This is a genomic window from Lacinutrix undariae (genome assembly GCF_052934785.1).
This window is the reverse complement of record NZ_CM128809.1, coordinates 847025-866587: the sequence shown is the minus strand read 5'-3', so window position 1 is coordinate 866587 and position 19563 is coordinate 847025. Positions and strand designations below refer to the sequence as shown.

Below are 19563 nucleotides of genomic sequence, written 5' to 3'. Positions count from 1 at the left end.
AATATTAATGCGCCTCCAACCAATTATCACCAATATCCATTTCAACATCCAAAGGAACTTCCATCACAAAAGCATTTTCCATTTCCGTTTTAATTAGTGTTTTCATGTCTTCTAGTTCAGGTTTGTACACATCAAACACCAGTTCATCATGCACTTGTAGGAGCATTTTGGTTTTATAATTTCCAGCTTCCAGTTTGTTGAAAATATTTATCATGGCAATTTTAATAATATCGGCAGCACTACCTTGTATAGGGGCATTTACCGCATTACGTTCGGCACCACTACGTACCATACCATTTGCAGAATTAATATCTTTTAGGTAACGACGTCTGTCTAAAACCGTTTTTACATACCCATGATCACGAGCAAAATCCACTTGGGCACTCATGTATTGTTTCAGTTTTGGGTAGGTTTCATAATACGTATCAATCAATTCTTTGGCTTCACCACGCGATAAATCGGTTTGGCTACTCAATCCAAAAGCAGATACCCCGTAAACAATTCCAAAGTTTACCGTTTTAGCATTACTACGTTGCTCACGTGTCACCTCTTCTAAAGGCACATTAAATACTTTCGCAGCAGTTGAGGCGTGAATATCTTCTCCGTTTTTAAATGCTTCAATCATGGTTTCCTCTTCACTTAAAGCCGCAATAATACGCAGTTCTATTTGAGAATAATCGGCAGCCAATAAAGTATAATCTTCATTACGTGGTATAAAGGCTTTTCGCACTTGGCGACCACGCTCGGTACGAATAGGAATATTCTGTAAATTGGGGTTATTACTACTTAAACGTCCTGTGGCTGCAACAGTTTGCATATAATCGGTGTGCACACGACCGGTACTTTCTTCCACTTGTAGCGGTAAAGCATCCACGTAAGTACTTTTTAATTTTGCAAGTCCACGGTAATCTAAAATATTCTGAATAATCTCATGCTCTTTAGCTAAAGCTGATAAAATATCTTCACCAGTTTTGTACTGTCCGGTTTTAGTCTTTTTAGGTTTATCAACTAAGTTTAGTTTTTCAAAAAGAATAATACCTAATTGTTTTGGTGAGGCAATATTAAATTCTTCACCCGCAGCTTCATAAATTTTAGCCACTAAAGTGTCAATATCATTATTTAAAGCTTCGGCTAACGTATTTAAAAAAGTAACATCTAGGTTAATTCCTTCCAATTCCATGGCTGCAAGCACACGTACCAACGGAATTTCAATATCATCAAACAATTTTTGAGTATTGGCATCGCCTAACTCTTTGGCAAAGTGCTCTTTTAATTGTAGTGTAATATCGGCATCTTCAACAGCGTATTCGGTTTGTTTTTCCAACGGAACATCGCGCATTGTTAGTTGATTTTTACCTTTTTTACCAATTAAATCTACAATAGGAATTGGTGTATAATTAAGATACGTTTCGGCAAGAATATCCATGTTATGGCGCATATCTGGATTAATCAGGTAATGTGCTAACATGGTATCAAATAATTTTCCTTTTACAGAAACATTATATTTTGCTAAAACTTTAATATCGTATTTTAAATTCTGACCGATTTTTTCAATGCTTTCGCTTTCAAAAAACGGACGTAATTGCTCGATGAGGTTTTGGGCTTCGGTTTTAGCTTCCGGAAACGGTAGGTAAAAGCCTTTCCCTGCTTCCCATGAAAATGAAATACCTACCAACTCTGCTGTGATAGGGTTTAAGCCTGTAGTTTCGGTATCAAAACATACCGAAGTTTGACTCATTAAGTTTTTTATAAACAGTTTGGTTCCCATTCCTGCGGCCACACTTTGGTAAAAATGTGAGGTGTTTTCTGCTGTTTTTCTGGTATAAGTATCTGTTGCTGTTGGCGCTTCCGCGGAAGTAGGATCGCCACCAAATAAGCTGAATTGTCCCGCACCTGCCGATTGTTCTTCTTGTGGTGTTGGGATTTTAGCTGTTACCTTTTGTGTGGTTTCTGTAGGAGCTACTTCAGCTTTTACGGCAAACGTTTTCTTGAAATTATCAATTAAACGTCTAAACTCTAATTCTTCAAAAATTTCTGTAACTTTTGGAATGTCTGGTTGATCTAATTCATAATCTTTCGCATTAAATGTTACTGGAACATCCAACATGATAGTCGCTAATTTTTTAGAGAGTAACCCTAATTCTTGATTGGCTTCTATTTTTTCTTTCATTTTACCTTTTAGCTCATGCGTATTTGCAAAAAGGTTTTCCATAGTACCGTAAGCGGCTAAAAATTTCTTAGCTGTTTTTTCTCCAACACCTGGTAATCCTGGGATATTATCACTGGCATCACCCATCATACCTAAAAAGTCTATCACTTGTATAGGATCGGTAACTTCAAATTTCTTCTGAACCTCAGGAATACCCCAAGTTTCATAACCACCACCAAAAACGGGACGGTACATAAAGATGTTTTCGCTTACTAATTGCGCAAAATCCTTATCTGGCGTTACCATAAAAGTTTGGTAACCTTCTTTTTCGGCTTGTTTTGCCAAAGTTCCAATAATATCATCGGCCTCAAAACCGGCTTTCACTACAATAGGAATATGCATGGCTTTTAAAATGGCCATAATATGTGGAATTGCTGTTTTTATACCTTCGGGAGTTTCATCTCTGTTGGCTTTATATTCTGCAAATAGTTCTACACGATCGGCACTTCCGCCTTTGTCAAAACATACCGCCAAATGATCTGGTCTTTCACGTTTAATAACGTCTAAAAGTGAGTTCATAAACCCCATAATTGCTGAGGTATCTTCTCCTTTTGAGTTGATTCTTGGGTTTTTTATAAAGGCATAATAGCCACGGAAAATTAATGCAAAGGCATCAACTAGAAATACACGTTTGTTATCGGACATGATCTTGGTTTTGAAAGAACCTCAAAACTACAAAAAAGATATCACATCAATGTTTTTTATACGGCTGTATTTGTGGCTTAAAAAAGTTGTTTTTTTAGTCTATAACAACTTATCGGTGGTCCGTAGATGTCCCGTAGATAGGCCGTACATAAGCCGTATATAGTTCATGGTAAGTATACCAAACCTTTAAGGGGTCTCGTAAACAGATTATTTAGAGCATATACGATGTGAATAGATGTCCTAAATTTTGAGGGAATATTGAGGTTGAATTGTAAGTACTGAGGGAAATAGATAATAAAAAAAGAAAGATGAAACGGCTGTTAGTTTAGCACATTTTTACAGACTTCACTTTAATTTGAAGACTTTTTCTGTAAGCTTTAATGCTTATTAAGTCGGTACTCTTCTTGTGGTTTAAGTTTAAAACGTCAGTTTTAGCTTGAGAATCTGCTTTCACTTCAATTTTAGTAGACACTTCAATTGTTTTTTCGTTAGCTTTAGTATCTACATTAGCAGTCTGTGTCTGTCCCATTGAAATAAAAGGCAAAGATACTAGAGCGATAAATGTGAATACTTTTTTCATAACTTAAATAAGTGTTTGTGTGTTAATTCTGAAGCAAAGAAAAGGAGGTTTTAAGATTCTGGTAAAAATATTAGTTGAATAACCTCGATATTTGGTTAACTTGAAGCAGAATACAAAATTCATCGGTGAACGACATGTTTTTTTATTAATCGCCTTTAAAATCTTTTATATTATGGATAAATACACTGATAATCAGTTTTTTAAATTGTTTTCAACTCAAAAAGAGCATCAGTATAAAATAGCTAATACCACTTATAAAGAGCGTGTTAAGAAATTAGAGGCTTTGCGTGTAGCAATTACAGTAACGTATAAAGACGCTATTAGACAGGCGTTATATAATGATTTTAAAAAACCTTTTATTGAAACCGACCTTACCGAAATTTACCCTGTGGTGGGCGATATTAAATTTGCTAAAAAACATTTAAAAGACTGGATGAGTCGCCAAAAGGTAGAAACACCTTTAGCTTTAATAGGGGCTTCGTCTTGGTATATGCACGAACCAAAAGGGGTGTGTTTAATTATTTCACCTTGGAATTTTCCGCTTAATCTAACTTTTGGGCCTTTAGTATCTGCTATTGCAGCAGGAAATACAGTCATTATTAAACCTTCGGAAATGACGCCTCATATTGCCAAAGTAATGCTAGAAATTGTGTCTCAATTATTTGAAACCAATGAGGTTGCTTTAGTAGAAGGTGAGGTTCAAGTATCTCAGGCATTATTAAAATTACCTTTTAATCATATCTTTTTTACAGGATCTCCACAGGTAGGAAAAGTAGTAATGAAAGCTGCGGCCGAACATCTTACGTCTGTAACTTTAGAGCTTGGTGGGAAATCACCAACTATTATAGATCATACAGCAAACTTAAAAACTGCGGCTAAAAAAATAGCATGGGGGAAGTTTGTAAATAACGGACAAACCTGTATTGCGCCGGATTATATTCTGATTGACGAAACTGTGAAAACGGAATTTATTCAGGAATTAAAAATACAGTTGAATAGTTTTTATACCGAAAACCCCGAAGCATCTCAAGCGCTTTCTCGTGTAGTTAATGAAAGACATTTTAAGCGGTTAGAAGATTATCTAAAAGCGGCAAAAGCCAATAAAGCAACAATAGAAATAGGAGGTAAGGTCGCGGCAGAAACACATTTTATATCTCCAACGGTTATTTCTGATCTTTCAGAGGATTCGGCGTTGCTTCAAGAGGAAATTTTCGGACCTATTTTACCAATAAAAACTTATAAACATATTGATGAAGCGCTAGCGTATATTAATGAAAAACCAAAACCATTAGCATTATATATTTATAGTCAGCATAAAAAAAATAGAAATTATATTCTTAAAAATACACGAGCAGGTAGTACAGCCATCAATAATAATGTCATACAATATGCAAATCATTATTTACCTTTTGGTGGGTCTAATAATAGCGGTATTGGAAAATCACATGGTGTTTTTGGTTTTAAAGAATTTTCAAACAGTCGTTCTGTAATTCAGCAGCATACTTTTGGAGCTATTGAGTTTTTATTTCCACCGTATACCAATTTCAAACAAAAATTAGTAGATCTCACTATTAAGTGGTTCTAATAAAAAAAATAGATGCTAATATTGTGTGTTATAACAACGTTAGCATCTATTAAAATATATTGAATGAAGCTTTTTTAATAACTCACATTTTGTTTGTCTAATATTTTCTTCGTGATAAAAGCATAAAACAGCAAGTATCCAAAACACAACATAGGGATAATATATGACTGCTGAATTCCAAAAACATCGGCCAATTTACCTTGTAATGGAGGAATAATAGCGCCACCTAAAATCATCATAATTAAAAAAGCAGAGCCTTGAGAAGTATATTTTCCTAATCCTGCAATACTTAAAGTGAAAATACATGGCCACATAATTGAACAAAATAATCCACCTGATAAAAAGGCAAATAATGCCACATTTCCTGAAGCTAATAAACCAATAATCATAGCGGTAATACCGAATAAACTGAATATTTTTAAGGTTTTCACGGGATTATCTTTAGCAATGAAGAAACCTGCAATTTGAACGGCAACGCATATGCCGAAGAATAAAATTTGATCTAATGAGTATTTTCCAAAGTTGACTAATAAAATAACACCAAATGCCAAATAAGGCACAATAATAAGTAGCCATTTTTTTAAACCTTTACTCGGGTTGAAAACAGTTATGGCGCCTACCCAACGACCAACCATTAAACCACCCCAGTATAAAGAGATAAATGGGGCTAATTGTGCATCGTTAAATGTAGCAAGCCCTAAAGCGTTTAAATTAGTCCCGTCTATAGATTGTTTTAAAAGTTCACCAAGATTACTTCCTACAGTAACTTCTACTCCTACATAAGTGAAGATAGCTAACATACCTAAAACTAATTGGGGGTGTTTCATCGCGCCCCAACCTTCTGGTGATTTTGTAGATTTTGAATAAGCGAAAAGTAGTGTGCCAATAACACCTGCTAAAGCGATAAATAATACAATTAAACGTTTATGCTCTAAAGCTTCTGTAGATACCGTGCCACTGGTATAGGTGCTAAAAATATATCCAAAACAAGCAATGATAATAACTGTTAACAGTAATAGTAAGTTTTTAGCTTTTTTAGCGGGTTCAAAACTCGTATCTGATTTTAAAGCGGGTAGTTTTTTTGAAAAATGAAATAACGCTGCGGCAATTAAAAATAAAATACCAACGCCAATGTATAAACCTTGTATAGTGGTAAGTTTAATCTCATTATTTTTAATCATAGATGCTAATTCTTCTCCCGATAATGGTGCAGAACCAAAAATAATAAAGGCCACAACAATGGGACCTATCGTAGTTCCTAAAGAGTTAATTCCTCCTGCTAAATTTAAACGGTGTGATCCAGTTTTGGGATCTCCTAAAGCAATGGTAAAAGGATTGGCAGCGGTTTGTTGTAATGAAAACCCTAAGCCTACTACAAAAAGGGCAATCAATACAAAGTAGAAAATATGTGTATCGCCTTGTTGGGCTCCAAATGTTGCAGGAAACATTATAAAAGCACCAATTGCAGAGAGTAACAGTCCATAAACAATTCCGTTTTTATATCCCCAACTATTTAGCATATCCTTTTTTAAACCACTTGAGAGTACAAACAAAAATAACGCGCCCAAATAATAGGCCCCATAAAAAGCAAAATCAACTAATTGTGATTGAAACTGGTCAATATCAAAATAGGTTTTACAAAACGGAATAAAAACACCGTTAGATGCCGCTATAAAACCCCAGAAAAAAAAGACAGTCACTAATGTGGCTAAAGCAGATTTGTTATTTTGGTTGTTCATGGTTTAAAATCTTTCTATTATTTGAGATGTATTTTGTAATTATAAAATGGCTTTGTTGCGGTTAGTTTTATAATTATAACGGCTAAATATACAAAAAACAGTTACAGATGTATCTATTAAATTTTTAGCTGTCCAACAGTCAGAAACTTTAACAAGATGTTAAAAAACCAATACTGATATTACAAGTATATTTGTAGCTTACTTAATTAAGAATATATGTCTCGTTGGATTCTAAGAATTGTTATCTTTTCTATCATAATTTTTGCCGTTGAATTTTATGCTTTTCAAGCATTAAAAACAGTTTCAAAAAGCAAACTCATACGATGGGTATGGATTGGTGTTTCAGCATTAATTTACATCAATTTAATTTACGTGATGGTCACAACACCTAGAAGTTTAGGGCAAACACAAGGATTTCAATATGCAGTAGGAGTCATGTTAACGGTGTTAATTCCTAAAGCTGTTTTAATTTTAGTATTGTTTGGAGAAGATGTGGTGCGTATGTTTCAAAAGTTAATATCTTTCCTGTTACCAGGAGAAACTAAAGCGTTTTCGGGACGTAGAGCATTTATTTCAAAAATAGCTTTAGGTTTAGCTGCCATTCCTTTTGCATCGTTTATCTACGGAATCATTCAAGGACGTTACAACTATAAAGTTTTAAAATACGAAATAGCGTTTAAAGATTTACCTGATGCTTTTGATGGATTTACGATTACGCAAATTTCAGATATCCACTCCGGAAGTTTTACCAATAAAGAGAAAATTCAATATGGTGTAGATTTAATAAATGAGCAGCAATCAGATGTGTTATTATTCACTGGAGATTTAGTAAATAATAAAGCTGATGAAATGGAAGACTGGATTGATGTCTTTAAAGTTTTAAAAGCGCCTTACGGAAAGTTTTCAGTCTTAGGAAATCATGATTATGGAGATTATGTAGATTGGGATACGCCAGAAGATAAACGTCAAAACTTTCAGGCGGTTAAAGATGTGCATCCTAAAATAGGTTTCGATTTATTACTGAATGAACATAGATACATTGAAAAAGACGGCCAACGTATGGCTTTGGTAGGTGTTGAAAACTGGGGAAAAGGCTTTAATCAGGCTGGAGATTTACAGAAAGCTTCGGAACACATTTCAAAAGAAGATTTTAAAATTTTAATGTCTCATGATCCTTCACACTGGGAAAATAAAGTAAAACAAGATGACTTTAATTATCATTTAACGTTAAGCGGACATACACATGGCTTGCAAATGGGAATTGAAATTCCTGGAATATTTAAATGGAGTCCGTCACAATATATCTATAAACAATGGGCAGGATTATATAATGAATTTGGACGTTACGTAAACGTGAATAGAGGGTTTGGGTATCATGCCTTTCCTGGACGTGTTGGTATTTGGCCAGAAGTGACTGTGATTAAGCTTAAAAAGGTTTAAAGCCATGCCATGAAACTGGTCTCTGTTGTAATTATTATGAATGTTATTAGAAAATGTGTATTTTTATAAGATAAGACACAACTAAAAGAGTAAGCTATGTCAAAATTTGGAGAATTAATAGAAAGAGATATTCCTGTATTGTTAGATTTTTTTACCGAATGGAACGAATCATCCGCCTTTATGGATGTGGTGCTTAAAGATGTCGCAGAAGCTCTTGGCGATAAGGCAAGCGTGATAAAAATTGATGTTGAAAAAAATAAAGAATTAGCAAATGCTTTACGTGTTAAAGGTTTACCTACACTAATAATTTATAAAAATGGCGAAATGAGATGGCGCCATAGTGGTGAGCAAGATGCAAATTCACTCATTACAATAATGCAAGAATTTGTTTAAGCTGGAAGGCTTTTAAATTGATACCCTTTTTTACTAAAATAGTCTAAAACTTTTGGGAGTGTGTACATCATGTTTCTTGAGGCTTTTACACTGTCATGAAATACAATAATACTTCCTGGTTTGGTGTTTTTTATGACGCCTTTTAAGCAATCTTCAGGAGTAATTTTACAATCCCAATCAAAAGATAATATATCCCACATAATAATGCGATATCCTAACTGTTGCAACTGTTGGGCTTGTTTTGTTTTTATTTTTCCGTAAGGTGGTCTAAATAATTTAAGCGCAGTTTTTGGTGCAATTAATGTTTCGGTTTTTAAAACATTTTCTACATAATCGTTTACTGAAGTTTTCCAACCTTTAAGATGGTTGTAGGTGTGATTTCCTATAAGATGTTGCTGTGCAATAATAGTATTGTAAACATCAGGATATTTATCAATATTATGTCCAATACAAAAAAAAGTAGCCTTTGCATGGTATTGTTTAAGGAGGTTTAAAGTCCAATCTGTGATATCAGGAGTTGGTCCATCATCAAAAGTTAAATAGATAATTTTATCGGTAGTCGCAATGTCCCAAACATAGTTTGGGAACATTTTTTTGACGACCAATGGTGTTTTTGTAGGTGTTATTTTCAAAAGTGATTATTGCGCGTTTAAAATACGTTCAATAGTATCTTTAGTCATATCTCTTTCTTCTCTAACAGGGGCTACTTCGGCTTCTTCATCACCTGTAAAGTGATTAAAAAGTTTTAGGTAGTTGTTAAATTTTTCTGTTTCCGCTAAAGCAAAATCTTTATCATTGTAAATAACAAGCACATCAACAAGTGCTCTGTAACGTTCAATATCTGTTACAATTTCATCTATATAACGTGTTTGTGTATCTATTGAAAGTGTGCTGTAATACGTTAAGCTTTCTTGATATTTACTAGCAACAGCTTTGTAAACTGCACGTCCTTTTTCGGCTTTACCAATTTCGTAGTAAGCGCTAATATAAGGTTCTAGTAAGGTGTAGAAACCAAAATCATCAACAGGCATTTTCTCCATCGCTAAATCTGCAATTTCTTCAGCTTTATCAAATTTCTTTTCGTTAATAAATTTCTCTATCAATCGGGCTAGGTTTCCTCTGTAAGTGATTCCGTTTTTACGTGTTTCAACATCATGATAAATATCAGTACCGCTATTTCCCCAGTCCCAAGCCATTACTTTTTGGTACATAAGATCGCTATCAATACGTCCCATATCAAAAGGGTTTGCTTTATTAATGGCAGTTTGTATAGGGACTAATTTGTAGCATAAACCATCTAGTTGAAGATAATCTTTCATCCAGATATAATCGTCATCACCAAAACTTCCACCTGTAAAATAAATAGGGCGTTCCCAATTGTTATTGGCAATAATATCTAACATTAATAGTCTGTTTTTGTACAGTCCACCTGCTTCAATATTAAGATCTACATGAGATACAATTTTATCGGCATCTTCAGGTTTTACAAGTCCGTTGTTAAGTACGACATCTTTATTAACGGGCACTCTAACGTGTCTTGTAGGTACAAAATTGGAATTCAGTAAGTACTTAGGGTAGTAGTTTATTTCTTCTGCAGAAAGTCTGTTTCTAAGTTTCGCTCTTGGATCATCATTTGAAATAAAATTCATTAAATCTTTAATGTCAATAGTATCTTTGGTAATTTCTTTTACCATTAAATAATCGCGAGTTCCATATTTATACTTGTCGTGAGTGAGTTGTGACGGAATTGGGTCACTCTCGTACGATTTACGTTTCATTTGATCGATATACCAATCGGTTTGAAATAAACTAGTATTTACTACACGTACATCAGTACGGATGCCTTCAATCTCTTGAGCATACCAAAGTGGGAACGTATCGTTATCTCCAATGGTGAATAAAATGGCATTTGGGGCGCAAGATTCTAAATATTGAACCGCCATAGCATGTGCTGTTTTTTTGTTTGAACGGTCATGGTCATCCCAGTTATTAGCTGCCAAAATTCCAGGAACTAATACTAAACACGCTAAAGTTATTGCCTGAGGAAGAAATTTGATATTGGCAATTTTTCTAACCGCATCATAAATAGCGTACACTCCAAAACCAATCCAAATAGCAAAAACATAAAAAGAGCCTACTACCGAATAATCACGTTCTCTAGGTTCAAAAGGACGTACATTGGTGTAAAACTGAATAGCAATTCCTGTAAATAGGAAGAATACCAGCATAGTCCAAAAGGTTTTCTTATCAATATTTAATAGGAATAAAAAGCCAATAAGACCTAAAATTAAAGGTAGAAAATAATACGTGTTTCTTGCCTTATTGTTTTCTACATCGCTTGGAAGATTGTCTTGAGACATCCCTAAGTGTATTTTGTCAATAAAGTTAATTCCACTAATCCAGTTACCATGTAAATCGTCATAACGTCCTTGAATATCATCTTGTCTTCCTGTGAAATTCCACATAAAATAACGCCAATACATATAGCCTAATTGATATTCTACCATGTAAGATATATTCTGACCAAGTGTAGGTTTTTCAATATCTAAAAACTGATTTCCGTATTGTTTTAAAAAGTTGTTGTAATCTTCGTAATCTATACGACCTTCAGCAACACGTTTTCTAAAATCATTAACCAAATCACGGACTTGATTTTCCATTTGATATTCAGGTTTAATTTTAAAATCAATTAAGCCGGTAAACATCATATAGTTTTCAGCATGCTCGCTACTCCACATTCTTGGTAGTATCGCTGCTTGCTTGTCGTTAAAGTTTTGTTTAGATTTTTTATAGTCGTTTACAATAACGTATTCGCCTTTTTTAAAGTCTTTTTCGTATTTAGGTTTGTCATCTACAAATGGTTCGTTTTCATCATAACCGGTATATTGTTCGGTAAATAACGGACCGTAAAATAAATGAGTTTCTGGATATTGCTCTAAATTATAATAAGCTAAAAGTTCTCGTGCACTAGATGGGTTGTTTTCATTAATGACCACATTAGCATTTGCTCTAATAGGTAGCATTAACCAAGATGAAAATCCTACGATAATAAACGTGATACAAAGTATTCCGGTGTTGAGGTGTTTGTATTGTTTCTCTCTTGTGTATTTTAATCCCAAAACAATTAAAGCTACCAAAACAATAGCGGCGATAATAGATCCTGAGTTAAAAGGAAGTCCTACGGTGTTTACAAAAAATAATTCCGAAGCACTAAAAGCTCTAAGAATATTAGGAGCTAATAATTTAAAGATGAATAATAAAATGGCTACAGCAACGATGTTAGCGATAATAAAACTTTTAACAGTAACCGTTTTGTAGTTTTTAAAGAAATATATTAATCCAATTGCAGGAATAGTTAATAGTCCCATAAAGTGAACCCCAAACGATAATCCAATTACAAATGCAATAATAATAAGCCATTTGTTACCTCTAGGGGTGTGCATATCTGCTTCCCAACGTAACCCAAGCCAAAACATAATTGACATAATTAAGGTTGCAGCCGCGTAAACTTCGGTTTCAACAGCGTTAAACCAGAAAGAATCTGTAAAAGCAAAAGCTAAACTCCCTACTAAAGCACTTCCTAAAATTGCTATTGATGCATCTTTTGTGATACCATCTTCAGTAATTACTAATTTTTTTAAGAGTAAAGAGATACTCCAAAACATAAATAAAATAGTAAAAGCACTGGCTACAGCGCTCATCATATTAAGCATCATTCCTATTTGTGAAGGCTCTAAAGCAAACATGGAAAAAAAGGCACCTAACATTTGAAATAGTGGTGCTCCAGGTGGGTGACCCACTTGAAGTTTTGATGAGGTTAAGATGTATTCCCCAGCATCCCAAAAACTTACTGTGGGTTCTAGAGTAAGTGTATAAGTAATAAGAGCTACTGCAAAAGCAACCCAACCAAGGATTGTATTCCATTTCTTGAAATTGAAATGTGTCATATTTTTATCTTAAATTAGTGCGAGCGAATTTAATAATAAATAACGTAAAGGCGTATGCTTTTAGCTAAACCTTAAGTTTTTTTAATTTTTTTTTGAAAAATGTTTGCAGAAGAGAAAAAAAGTCATACATTTGCACTCTCAATAATTAAATGGCCCATGGTGTAACTGGCAACACGTCTGTTTTTGGTGCAGAAGAGTCTAGGTTCGAGCCCTAGTGGGCCAACAATTATTAAAAAATCCTTACTTGTTTCAAGTGAGGATTTTTGCGTTTATGACTGTTTGTAAATCTTAAGTCCTTTTTTTTGACTAATAAAAAAGTCTAACTTTATTACTGTTAATTGTTTATAGTGTTATTACTGTTAATCAATTTTAAACGTAATCACCGGTCTTTTAGCATGATTTACAATGTCTTCGCTAATACTTCCGTTAAAAAAGTGAGCAATCCCTTGGCGCCCATGTGTACTAATTCCTATTAAATCGGCATTTATTTCTTTTGAAAAGTTTAAAATACCATTTTCTACAGAACTGTCGTTGTAAATATTTATAGAGTAATTCTCAAAATCATTACCTTTAATAAATTCATCAATACGTGCTTTAGATTCTATAGTTGTTGTAAAATTATTTGCAGTATTCACCATTAATAAGTGAATTTTAGAGTTGAAAGCTTTTGCAAACTTACTAGCTTGTTTGTAGGTGTCTTTATTATCGTTTTTAAAATCTGAAGCAAAAACAAGATCGTTAACATTAAAGCTTTCATGGTGATTTTTAATAACAAGTACAGGGATGTCTGAAGATCTTACTACTTTTTCAGCATTAGAGCCTACAAACATTTCTTTCATTCCGCTAGCGCCATGCGACCCCATAACAATAAAATTTATATCTAATTCATGGCATTTATCTATAATAGCAGAAAAATCACTCTCCGTTTGTACGGCTTCATGAACGGTGAGTCCTTCAAGGTAGTCACTTGCCATAATTTCTTTAAATTTTTTATGAGCAAGTTTCATAAAAAACATAGCTTCTGGTAAGGGTTCTTGTCCGCGGCCTACTACAGCATCAACCTCCTGTAACGGAATTTCTAACATGTGTAACAAATAAATTTCACTATCATGTTTTTTTGCGAGTTGTGCAGCAACCTTTAATGCGTTTTCTGCTTCTTTTGAAAAATCGGTGGGTACGAGTATTTTTTTCATATAATGGCGTGTTAGTTTAAAGTTTCTACAATTTAATAATAAAAATCGACATTGTAACTATTATGTAAATCAATATAAATGTTGTATATTTGCACCGTTGTTTGATAAAAAAGATAATGTGAGGGGACGAGAAGTCCCCTCTTTTTATACTGAAAAATGTTTAGAGATACAGTAAAAGAATTGCTAGAGAACGCCCTGAATGAAAGGGATGACCTGTTTTTAATTGACTTTAAAATAGAGGAGGATAATACGATAAGTATTACTATAGATGGAGATGATGGTGTACTCGTTGAAGATTGCATCTTTATTAGCAGATCTATTGATAATGAATTAGACAGAGAAGAACAAGATTTCTCTTTAGAGGTGGCTTCATGTGGAGCAACTACTCCTTTAACGCACAAAAGACAATATGTGAAAAACATAGGTCGTACGTTAGAAGTGAAAACTAAAGACCATGAAAAAATTGAAGCAATACTAACTGATAGTAACGAGGATGGTATTGTCTTGGAGTGGAAAACAAGAGAGCCAAAAACAGTTGGTAAAGGAAAAGTTACAGTAAAAAAGCAAGCTGAAATCCCTTTTGGTGATATTTTAGAAGCACAAGTGATAATAAAATTTTAATTCGTATATAGTTATGGAAAATATTGCGTTAATTGATTCTTTTTCAGAATTTAAGGACGATAAATTAATAGATCGTGTAACGTTAATGGCGATTTTGGAAGATGTGTTGAGAAATGCATTGAAGAAAAAATACGGTGATGACGATAACTTTGATATTATTATAAATCCAGATAAAGGCGATTTAGAAATTTGGAGAAATAGAATCGTTGTAGCAGATGATGAAGTAGAAGAACCAAATCAAGAAATTGCACTTTCTCAAGCTCAAAAAATTGAACCAGATTTTGAAGTTGGTGAAGATGTAGCTGAAGAAGTGAAATTGATAGATTTAGGTAGACGTTCAATTTTAGCATTAAGACAAAACTTAATCTCTAAAATTCACGAACACGATAATACCAATATTTACAAGAACTTTAAAGATCTTGAAGGTGAAATTTATACAGCCGAAGTACATCACATTCGTCACAGAGCAATTATATTGCTAGATGATGAAGGTAATGAAATTATACTTCCAAAAGATAAACAAATCCCTTCGGATTTCTTTAGAAAAGGAGAAAACGTTAGAGGAATCATTGAAAGTGTTGAGCTTAAAGGAAACAAGCCATCAATTATCATGTCTCGTGTAGCTCCAATATTTTTAGAGAAATTATTTGAACAAGAAATACCAGAAGTTTTTGATGGTTTAATTACTATTAAAAATGTAGTGCGTATCCCAGGAGAAAAAGCAAAAGTAGCTGTAGATTCTTATGATGACAGAATTGATCCTGTAGGTGCATGTGTAGGAATGAAAGGTTCTAGAATACACGGTATAGTAAGAGAATTAGGAAATGAAAATATAGATGTAATTAACTACACAAGTAATTTACAACTATTTATAACGAGAGCGTTAAGCCCTGCGCGTGTAACTTCAATTAAAATAAATGAAGAAACAAAACACGCCGAAGTACTTTTAAAACCAGAAGAAGTAAGTAAAGCTATTGGTAGAGGAGGTCACAACATTCGTTTGGCAGGACAATTAACAGGATACGAGATAGACGTCTTTAGAGAAGGTGCAGAAGAGGATGTAGAATTGTCAGAATTCTCAGACGAAATAGAAGACTGGGTTATAGCAGAATTCAGCAAAGCAGGTTTAGATACCGCTAAAAGTATATTAGAACAAGATGTTCTTGATTTAGTGAAAAGAACCGATTTAGAAGAAGAAACAATTTTAGATGTTTTAAGAATCCTTAAAGAAGAATTTGAAGATTAAGAAAAACATTTTAAATTTATTATTACAAGTAATTTATGGCTCAAACAAGATTAAATAAAGTATTAAGAGAACTAAATATCTCTATAGATCGCGCTGTTGATTTTCTGGAATCAAAGGGAGTGAATGTAGAGAAAAGTCCTAATACGAAAATATCGGAAGACGTTTACGCAATTCTTTCCAATGAATTTCAAACAGATGCAAGTAAAAGAGTTGCCTCTAAAGAAGTTAGTGAAGCAAAGCTAAAAGAAAAAGAAGAATTGCGCGAACAACGTGAGCGTGAGTTAGAAGAAAAGGCTAAAAAAGAAGCGGAACACAAAAAAATAGTAAAAGCTAAGGCTGAACTAAGTGGACCAAAACAAGTTGGTAAAATCGACTTAAACCCTTCTAAGTCTAAAGAGGAACCTAAAAAAGAAACACCTGCTGTTGAGACACCAGTTGTGAAAAAAGAGGAACCTGTTAAGACACCTGAAACTCCTAAACAAGAAGCGCCAAAAGAAGAGGTTAAACCTGTTGTACAAAAGACGCCTAAAGTGGAAGAGAAAAAACAACCCGTTAAAAAAGAAGTGCCTTCTAAGCCAGAACAAGAAGCGCCTAAAAAACCGGTTGTTAAACCAGTTAAAGCTGCAAGACCAATAGATATTGAAGTTGCTAAAGCGAAAGAGTCTAAAGCTAAAGAATCTAAGGAGCCAGAATCTAAAGCTGTAGAACCAAGTGCTGAAACAACTGAAGGTGGAACAGTAAAAACAAAATATCAAAAACTTTCAGGTCCTAAAATTGCTGGTGAAAAGATAGATTTATCGCAGTTTAAAAAACCAAAAAAGAAAACAGATAATAAACCTGGAGCTAACCAAGACGCCAACAAGAAAAAGCGTCGTCGTATTAGCAAAACAGGTACTGATAATAAACCAAACTTCTCTAACAATAGAGGTGGTAATAAACCAGGTGGTTACAAAGGTAACAAGCCAGGTGGAAAACGTACTCCAATTGTTAAAGCAGAACCTAGTGAAGCAGACGTTCAAAAACAAGTAAGAGAAACTCTTGAAAAACTTCAAGGGAAATCTTCTAAAGGAAAAGGAGCTAAATATCGTAGAGAGAAAAGAGACCAACACAGAGAGCAAACTGAAAAAGACTTGCAAGCTGTAGCTGCAGATAGTAAAATCCTAAAAGTAACAGAATTTGTTACTGCTAGTGAAGTTGCTACAATGATGGATGTACCGGTAACTCAAATTATCTCTGCATGTATGTCATTAGGATTAATGGTTACAATGAATCAACGTTTAGATGCCGAAACAATTAGTGTTGTCGCAGATGAATTTGGTTACGAAGTAGAATTTATTACAGCTGATATTGAAGAATCAATTGAAGTTATTGAAGATAAACCAGAAGATCTTATTGAACGTGCACCAATTATTACGGTAATGGGACACGTTGATCACGGTAAGACCTCTCTATTAGATTACATTCGTAAAGAAAACGTAATCGCAGGAGAATCTGGAGGAATTACACAACACATTGGTGCTTATGGAGTACAATTAGATAACGGACAAAAAATTGCCTTTCTAGATACACCAGGTCACGAGGCCTTTACAGCAATGCGTGCTCGTGGTGCTCAAGTAACGGATTTAGCAATTATTGTAGTTGCTGCCGATGACTCGATAATGCCACAAACAAAAGAAGCAATTGCCCATGCACAAGCTGCAGGTGTACCAATTGTATTCGCAATCAATAAAATTGATAAGCCAGGTGCTAATCCTGAAAAAGTAAAAGAAGCTTTAGCACAAATGAACTTACTAGTTGAAGACTGGGGTGGTAAAATACAATCACACGATATTTCAGCTAAATTAGGAACAGGTGTAAAAGAATTATTAGAAAAAGTATTACTTGAAGCTGAAATATTAGAGCTTAAAGCAAATCCTAATAAACAAGCTAACGGAACTGTTGTTGAAGCATTCTTAGATAAAGGTAGAGGATATGTTTCTACAATATTAGTACAAGCCGGAACTTTAAAAGTTGGTGATTATGTACTAGCTGGTAAAAACAGTGGTAAAATTAAAGCAATGCATGATGAACGTGGTAACAGCGTTAAAGAAGCAGGACCTTCAACGCCAGTATCTATCTTAGGATTAGATGGAGCACCACAAGCCGGAGATAAGTTTAATGTCTTTGAAGATGAACGTGAAGCAAAACAAATTGCCGCAAAACGTACACAATTACAACGTGAGCAATCTGTAAGAACACAACGTCATATTACTTTAGATGAAATTGGTCGTCGTATTGCATTAGGTGATTTCCAAGAATTAAATATTATCCTTAAAGGTGATGTTGATGGATCTGTTGAAGCATTAACCGATTCGTTCCAGAAATTATCTACAGAAGAAATTCAAGTTAATATTATACATAAAGGTGTTGGTGCCATTACAGAAAGTGATGTGTTATTAGCAACAGCTTCAGATGCAATTATTGTTGGATTTAATGTAAGACCAGTAGGTAATGCAAGATCAATAGCTGATAAAGAAGAAATTGACATCAGAACTTATTCTATTATCTACGCAGCTATTAATGATCTTAAAGACGCTATGGAAGGTATGTTATCTCCAGAGGTTAAAGAAGAAATTACTGGTACTGCCGAAATTAGAGAGATATTTAAAGTATCTAAAGTTGGAAACATTGCCGGTTGTATGGTAACGAATGGTAAAATCCTTAGAAATGCTGGTATCCGTATCATTAGAGATGGTGTAGTAGTTCATACAGGTACATTAGAAGCCTTAAAACGATTTAAAGATGATGCTAGAGAAGTAGCTAAAGGTTACGACTGTGGTATGCAAATTAAAGGATATAATGATATCGCTATTGATGATGTTATTGAATCTTTCCAAGAAGTAGAAGTAAAGAAGAAATTGAAATAATCAATTTTCATTATATTAAAAAGCGACTCACATGAGTCGCTTTTTTTTGCTTTATACTTTTATTATGTTTTAAAAGTTATGATCTGTATTTTAAGCTTAAATCATCATAACCCAAAAAAATGTTCAATGGTGTACTTCGGAAATCACTTTTCAAAAAGACCTGACTTTTAAATGTTGATGATCTTTTCATAAGTCGACATCATTTTAGTTTTCCATTTGATAAAGATTGATATTCATAAAACAGAAAGTCATTTCAGTTTTCAATTGTTGATAAGCTCAAAAATTTTGATTGAATTGTGTACTTTGGAAATCAGATTTAGAAAGTGACTGAACTTTTTCAATGTTGATTACCTTTTCATAAGTCGAGTTTATTTTTCCATTTGATAAAGACTGATATTCATAAAACAGAAAGTTATTTCAGTTTTCAATTGTTGATAAGCTCAAAAAGTTTTGATTGAATCGTGTACTTCGGAAATCACTTTTCAAAAAGATGTTCTTTTTCAATGTTGATGATCTTTTCATAAGTCGACATCATTTTAGTTTTCCATTTATAAAGATTGATATTCATAAAACAGAAAGTCATTTCAGTTTCAATTGTTGATAAGCTCAAAAATTTTGATTGAATTGTGTACTTCGGAAATCACTTTTTAAAAAGAAGTTCTTTTTCAATGTTGATTAACTTTTCATAAGTCGACTTTATTTTTAGTTTTCCATTTTATAAAGATTGATATTCATAAAACAGAAAGTCATTTCAATTTCCAATTGTTGATAACCTAAAAATTGATTCAATTTTTTTTCTTCGGAAATCAGATTTTGAAAGTGACTGAACTTTTTCAATGTTGATTACCTTTTCATAAGTCGACATCATTTTAGTTTTCCATTTGATAAAGATTGATATTCATAAAACAGAAAGTTATTTAAGTTTCCAATTGTTGATAAGCTCAAAAATTTTGATTGAATCGTGTACTTCGGAAATCACTTTTCAAAAAGATGTCCTTTTTTAATGTTGATTACCTTTCATAAGTCGACATCATTTTAGTTTTCCATTTTATAAAGATT

At 33.6% G+C, this 19563-nt stretch carries 12 protein-coding genes and 1 tRNA gene; 7 read left to right on the top strand and 6 right to left on the bottom strand.

Annotated features, from left to right (window positions below):
- Positions 1-4: 4 nt before the first annotated feature.
- Together polA and ACU4C5_RS03880 are read right to left on the bottom strand one after the other, a co-directional pair.
- Entirely contained in the window at positions 5-2854 is a 2850-nt protein-coding gene (gene polA, locus ACU4C5_RS03885; protein WP_446845744.1) for a DNA polymerase I, read from the bottom strand.
- Positions 2855-3179: 325 nt separating this feature from the next.
- Positions 3180-3434: a hypothetical protein gene (locus ACU4C5_RS03880; protein ID WP_446845743.1), complete on the bottom strand. Its 255-nt coding sequence runs from the start codon at positions 3432-3434 to the stop codon at positions 3180-3182.
- Positions 3435-3606: 172 nt separating this feature from the next.
- On the opposite strand from ACU4C5_RS03880, the gene ACU4C5_RS03875 reads away from it, so the two are divergent.
- Positions 3607-5019: an aldehyde dehydrogenase family protein gene (locus ACU4C5_RS03875; protein ID WP_446845742.1), complete on the top strand. Its 1413-nt coding sequence runs from the start codon at positions 3607-3609 to the stop codon at positions 5017-5019.
- Positions 5020-5093: 74 nt separating this feature from the next.
- On the opposite strand, the gene ACU4C5_RS03870 is transcribed toward ACU4C5_RS03875, so the two are convergent.
- Positions 5094-6758: an MFS transporter gene (locus ACU4C5_RS03870; protein WP_446845741.1), complete on the bottom strand. Its 1665-nt coding sequence runs from the start codon at positions 6756-6758 to the stop codon at positions 5094-5096.
- Positions 6759-6974: 216 nt separating this feature from the next.
- On the opposite strand from ACU4C5_RS03870, the gene ACU4C5_RS03865 reads away from it, so the two are divergent.
- Both ACU4C5_RS03865 and ACU4C5_RS03860 read left to right on the top strand, forming a co-directional pair.
- On the top strand, positions 6975-8198 hold the full coding sequence (locus tag ACU4C5_RS03865; RefSeq protein WP_446845740.1) for a metallophosphoesterase: 1224 nt from the start codon (positions 6975-6977) through the stop codon (positions 8196-8198).
- A 96-nt stretch (positions 8199-8294) separates the two neighbouring features.
- Entirely contained in the window at positions 8295-8591 is a 297-nt protein-coding gene (locus tag ACU4C5_RS03860; RefSeq protein ID WP_446845739.1) for a thioredoxin family protein, read from the top strand.
- Here ACU4C5_RS03860 and ACU4C5_RS03855 read toward each other — a convergent pair.
- Together ACU4C5_RS03855 and ACU4C5_RS03850 are read right to left on the bottom strand one after the other, a co-directional pair.
- Positions 8588-9181, bottom strand: a complete 594-nt coding sequence (locus ACU4C5_RS03855) for a polysaccharide deacetylase family protein (RefSeq protein ID WP_446845738.1) — start codon at positions 9179-9181, stop codon at positions 8588-8590. The genes ACU4C5_RS03860 and ACU4C5_RS03855 overlap by 4 nt on opposite strands.
- 48 nt (positions 9182-9229) lie before the next feature.
- A complete protein-coding gene (locus ACU4C5_RS03850; RefSeq protein ID WP_446845737.1) occupies positions 9230-12538 on the bottom strand; it encodes a glycosyltransferase family 117 protein in 3309 nt (1102 codons plus the stop codon).
- A 150-nt stretch (positions 12539-12688) separates the two neighbouring features.
- On the opposite strand from ACU4C5_RS03850, the gene ACU4C5_RS03845 reads away from it, so the two are divergent.
- Positions 12689-12761, top strand: a tRNA-Gln gene (locus ACU4C5_RS03845).
- Between the two features lie 136 nt (positions 12762-12897).
- Here the strand turns inward: ACU4C5_RS03845 and ACU4C5_RS03840 are convergent.
- Positions 12898-13731, bottom strand: a complete 834-nt coding sequence (locus ACU4C5_RS03840) for a universal stress protein (RefSeq protein WP_446845736.1) — start codon at positions 13729-13731, stop codon at positions 12898-12900.
- A gap of 156 nt (positions 13732-13887) precedes the next feature.
- On the opposite strand from ACU4C5_RS03840, the gene rimP reads away from it, so the two are divergent.
- From rimP to infB, 3 genes are read left to right on the top strand one after another with little or no spacing between them, the layout of a single operon-like run.
- Positions 13888-14352, top strand: a complete 465-nt coding sequence (gene rimP / locus ACU4C5_RS03835; protein WP_446845735.1) for a ribosome assembly cofactor RimP — start codon at positions 13888-13890, stop codon at positions 14350-14352.
- Positions 14353-14365: 13 nt separating this feature from the next.
- On the top strand, positions 14366-15598 hold the full coding sequence (gene nusA / locus ACU4C5_RS03830; RefSeq protein WP_446845734.1) for a transcription termination factor NusA: 1233 nt from the start codon (positions 14366-14368) through the stop codon (positions 15596-15598).
- A gap of 35 nt (positions 15599-15633) precedes the next feature.
- Complete coding sequence (gene infB / locus ACU4C5_RS03825; protein ID WP_446845733.1) at positions 15634-18504, top strand: translation initiation factor IF-2; 2871 nt, start codon at positions 15634-15636, stop codon at positions 18502-18504.
- Positions 18505-19563: the final 1059 nt, after the last annotated feature.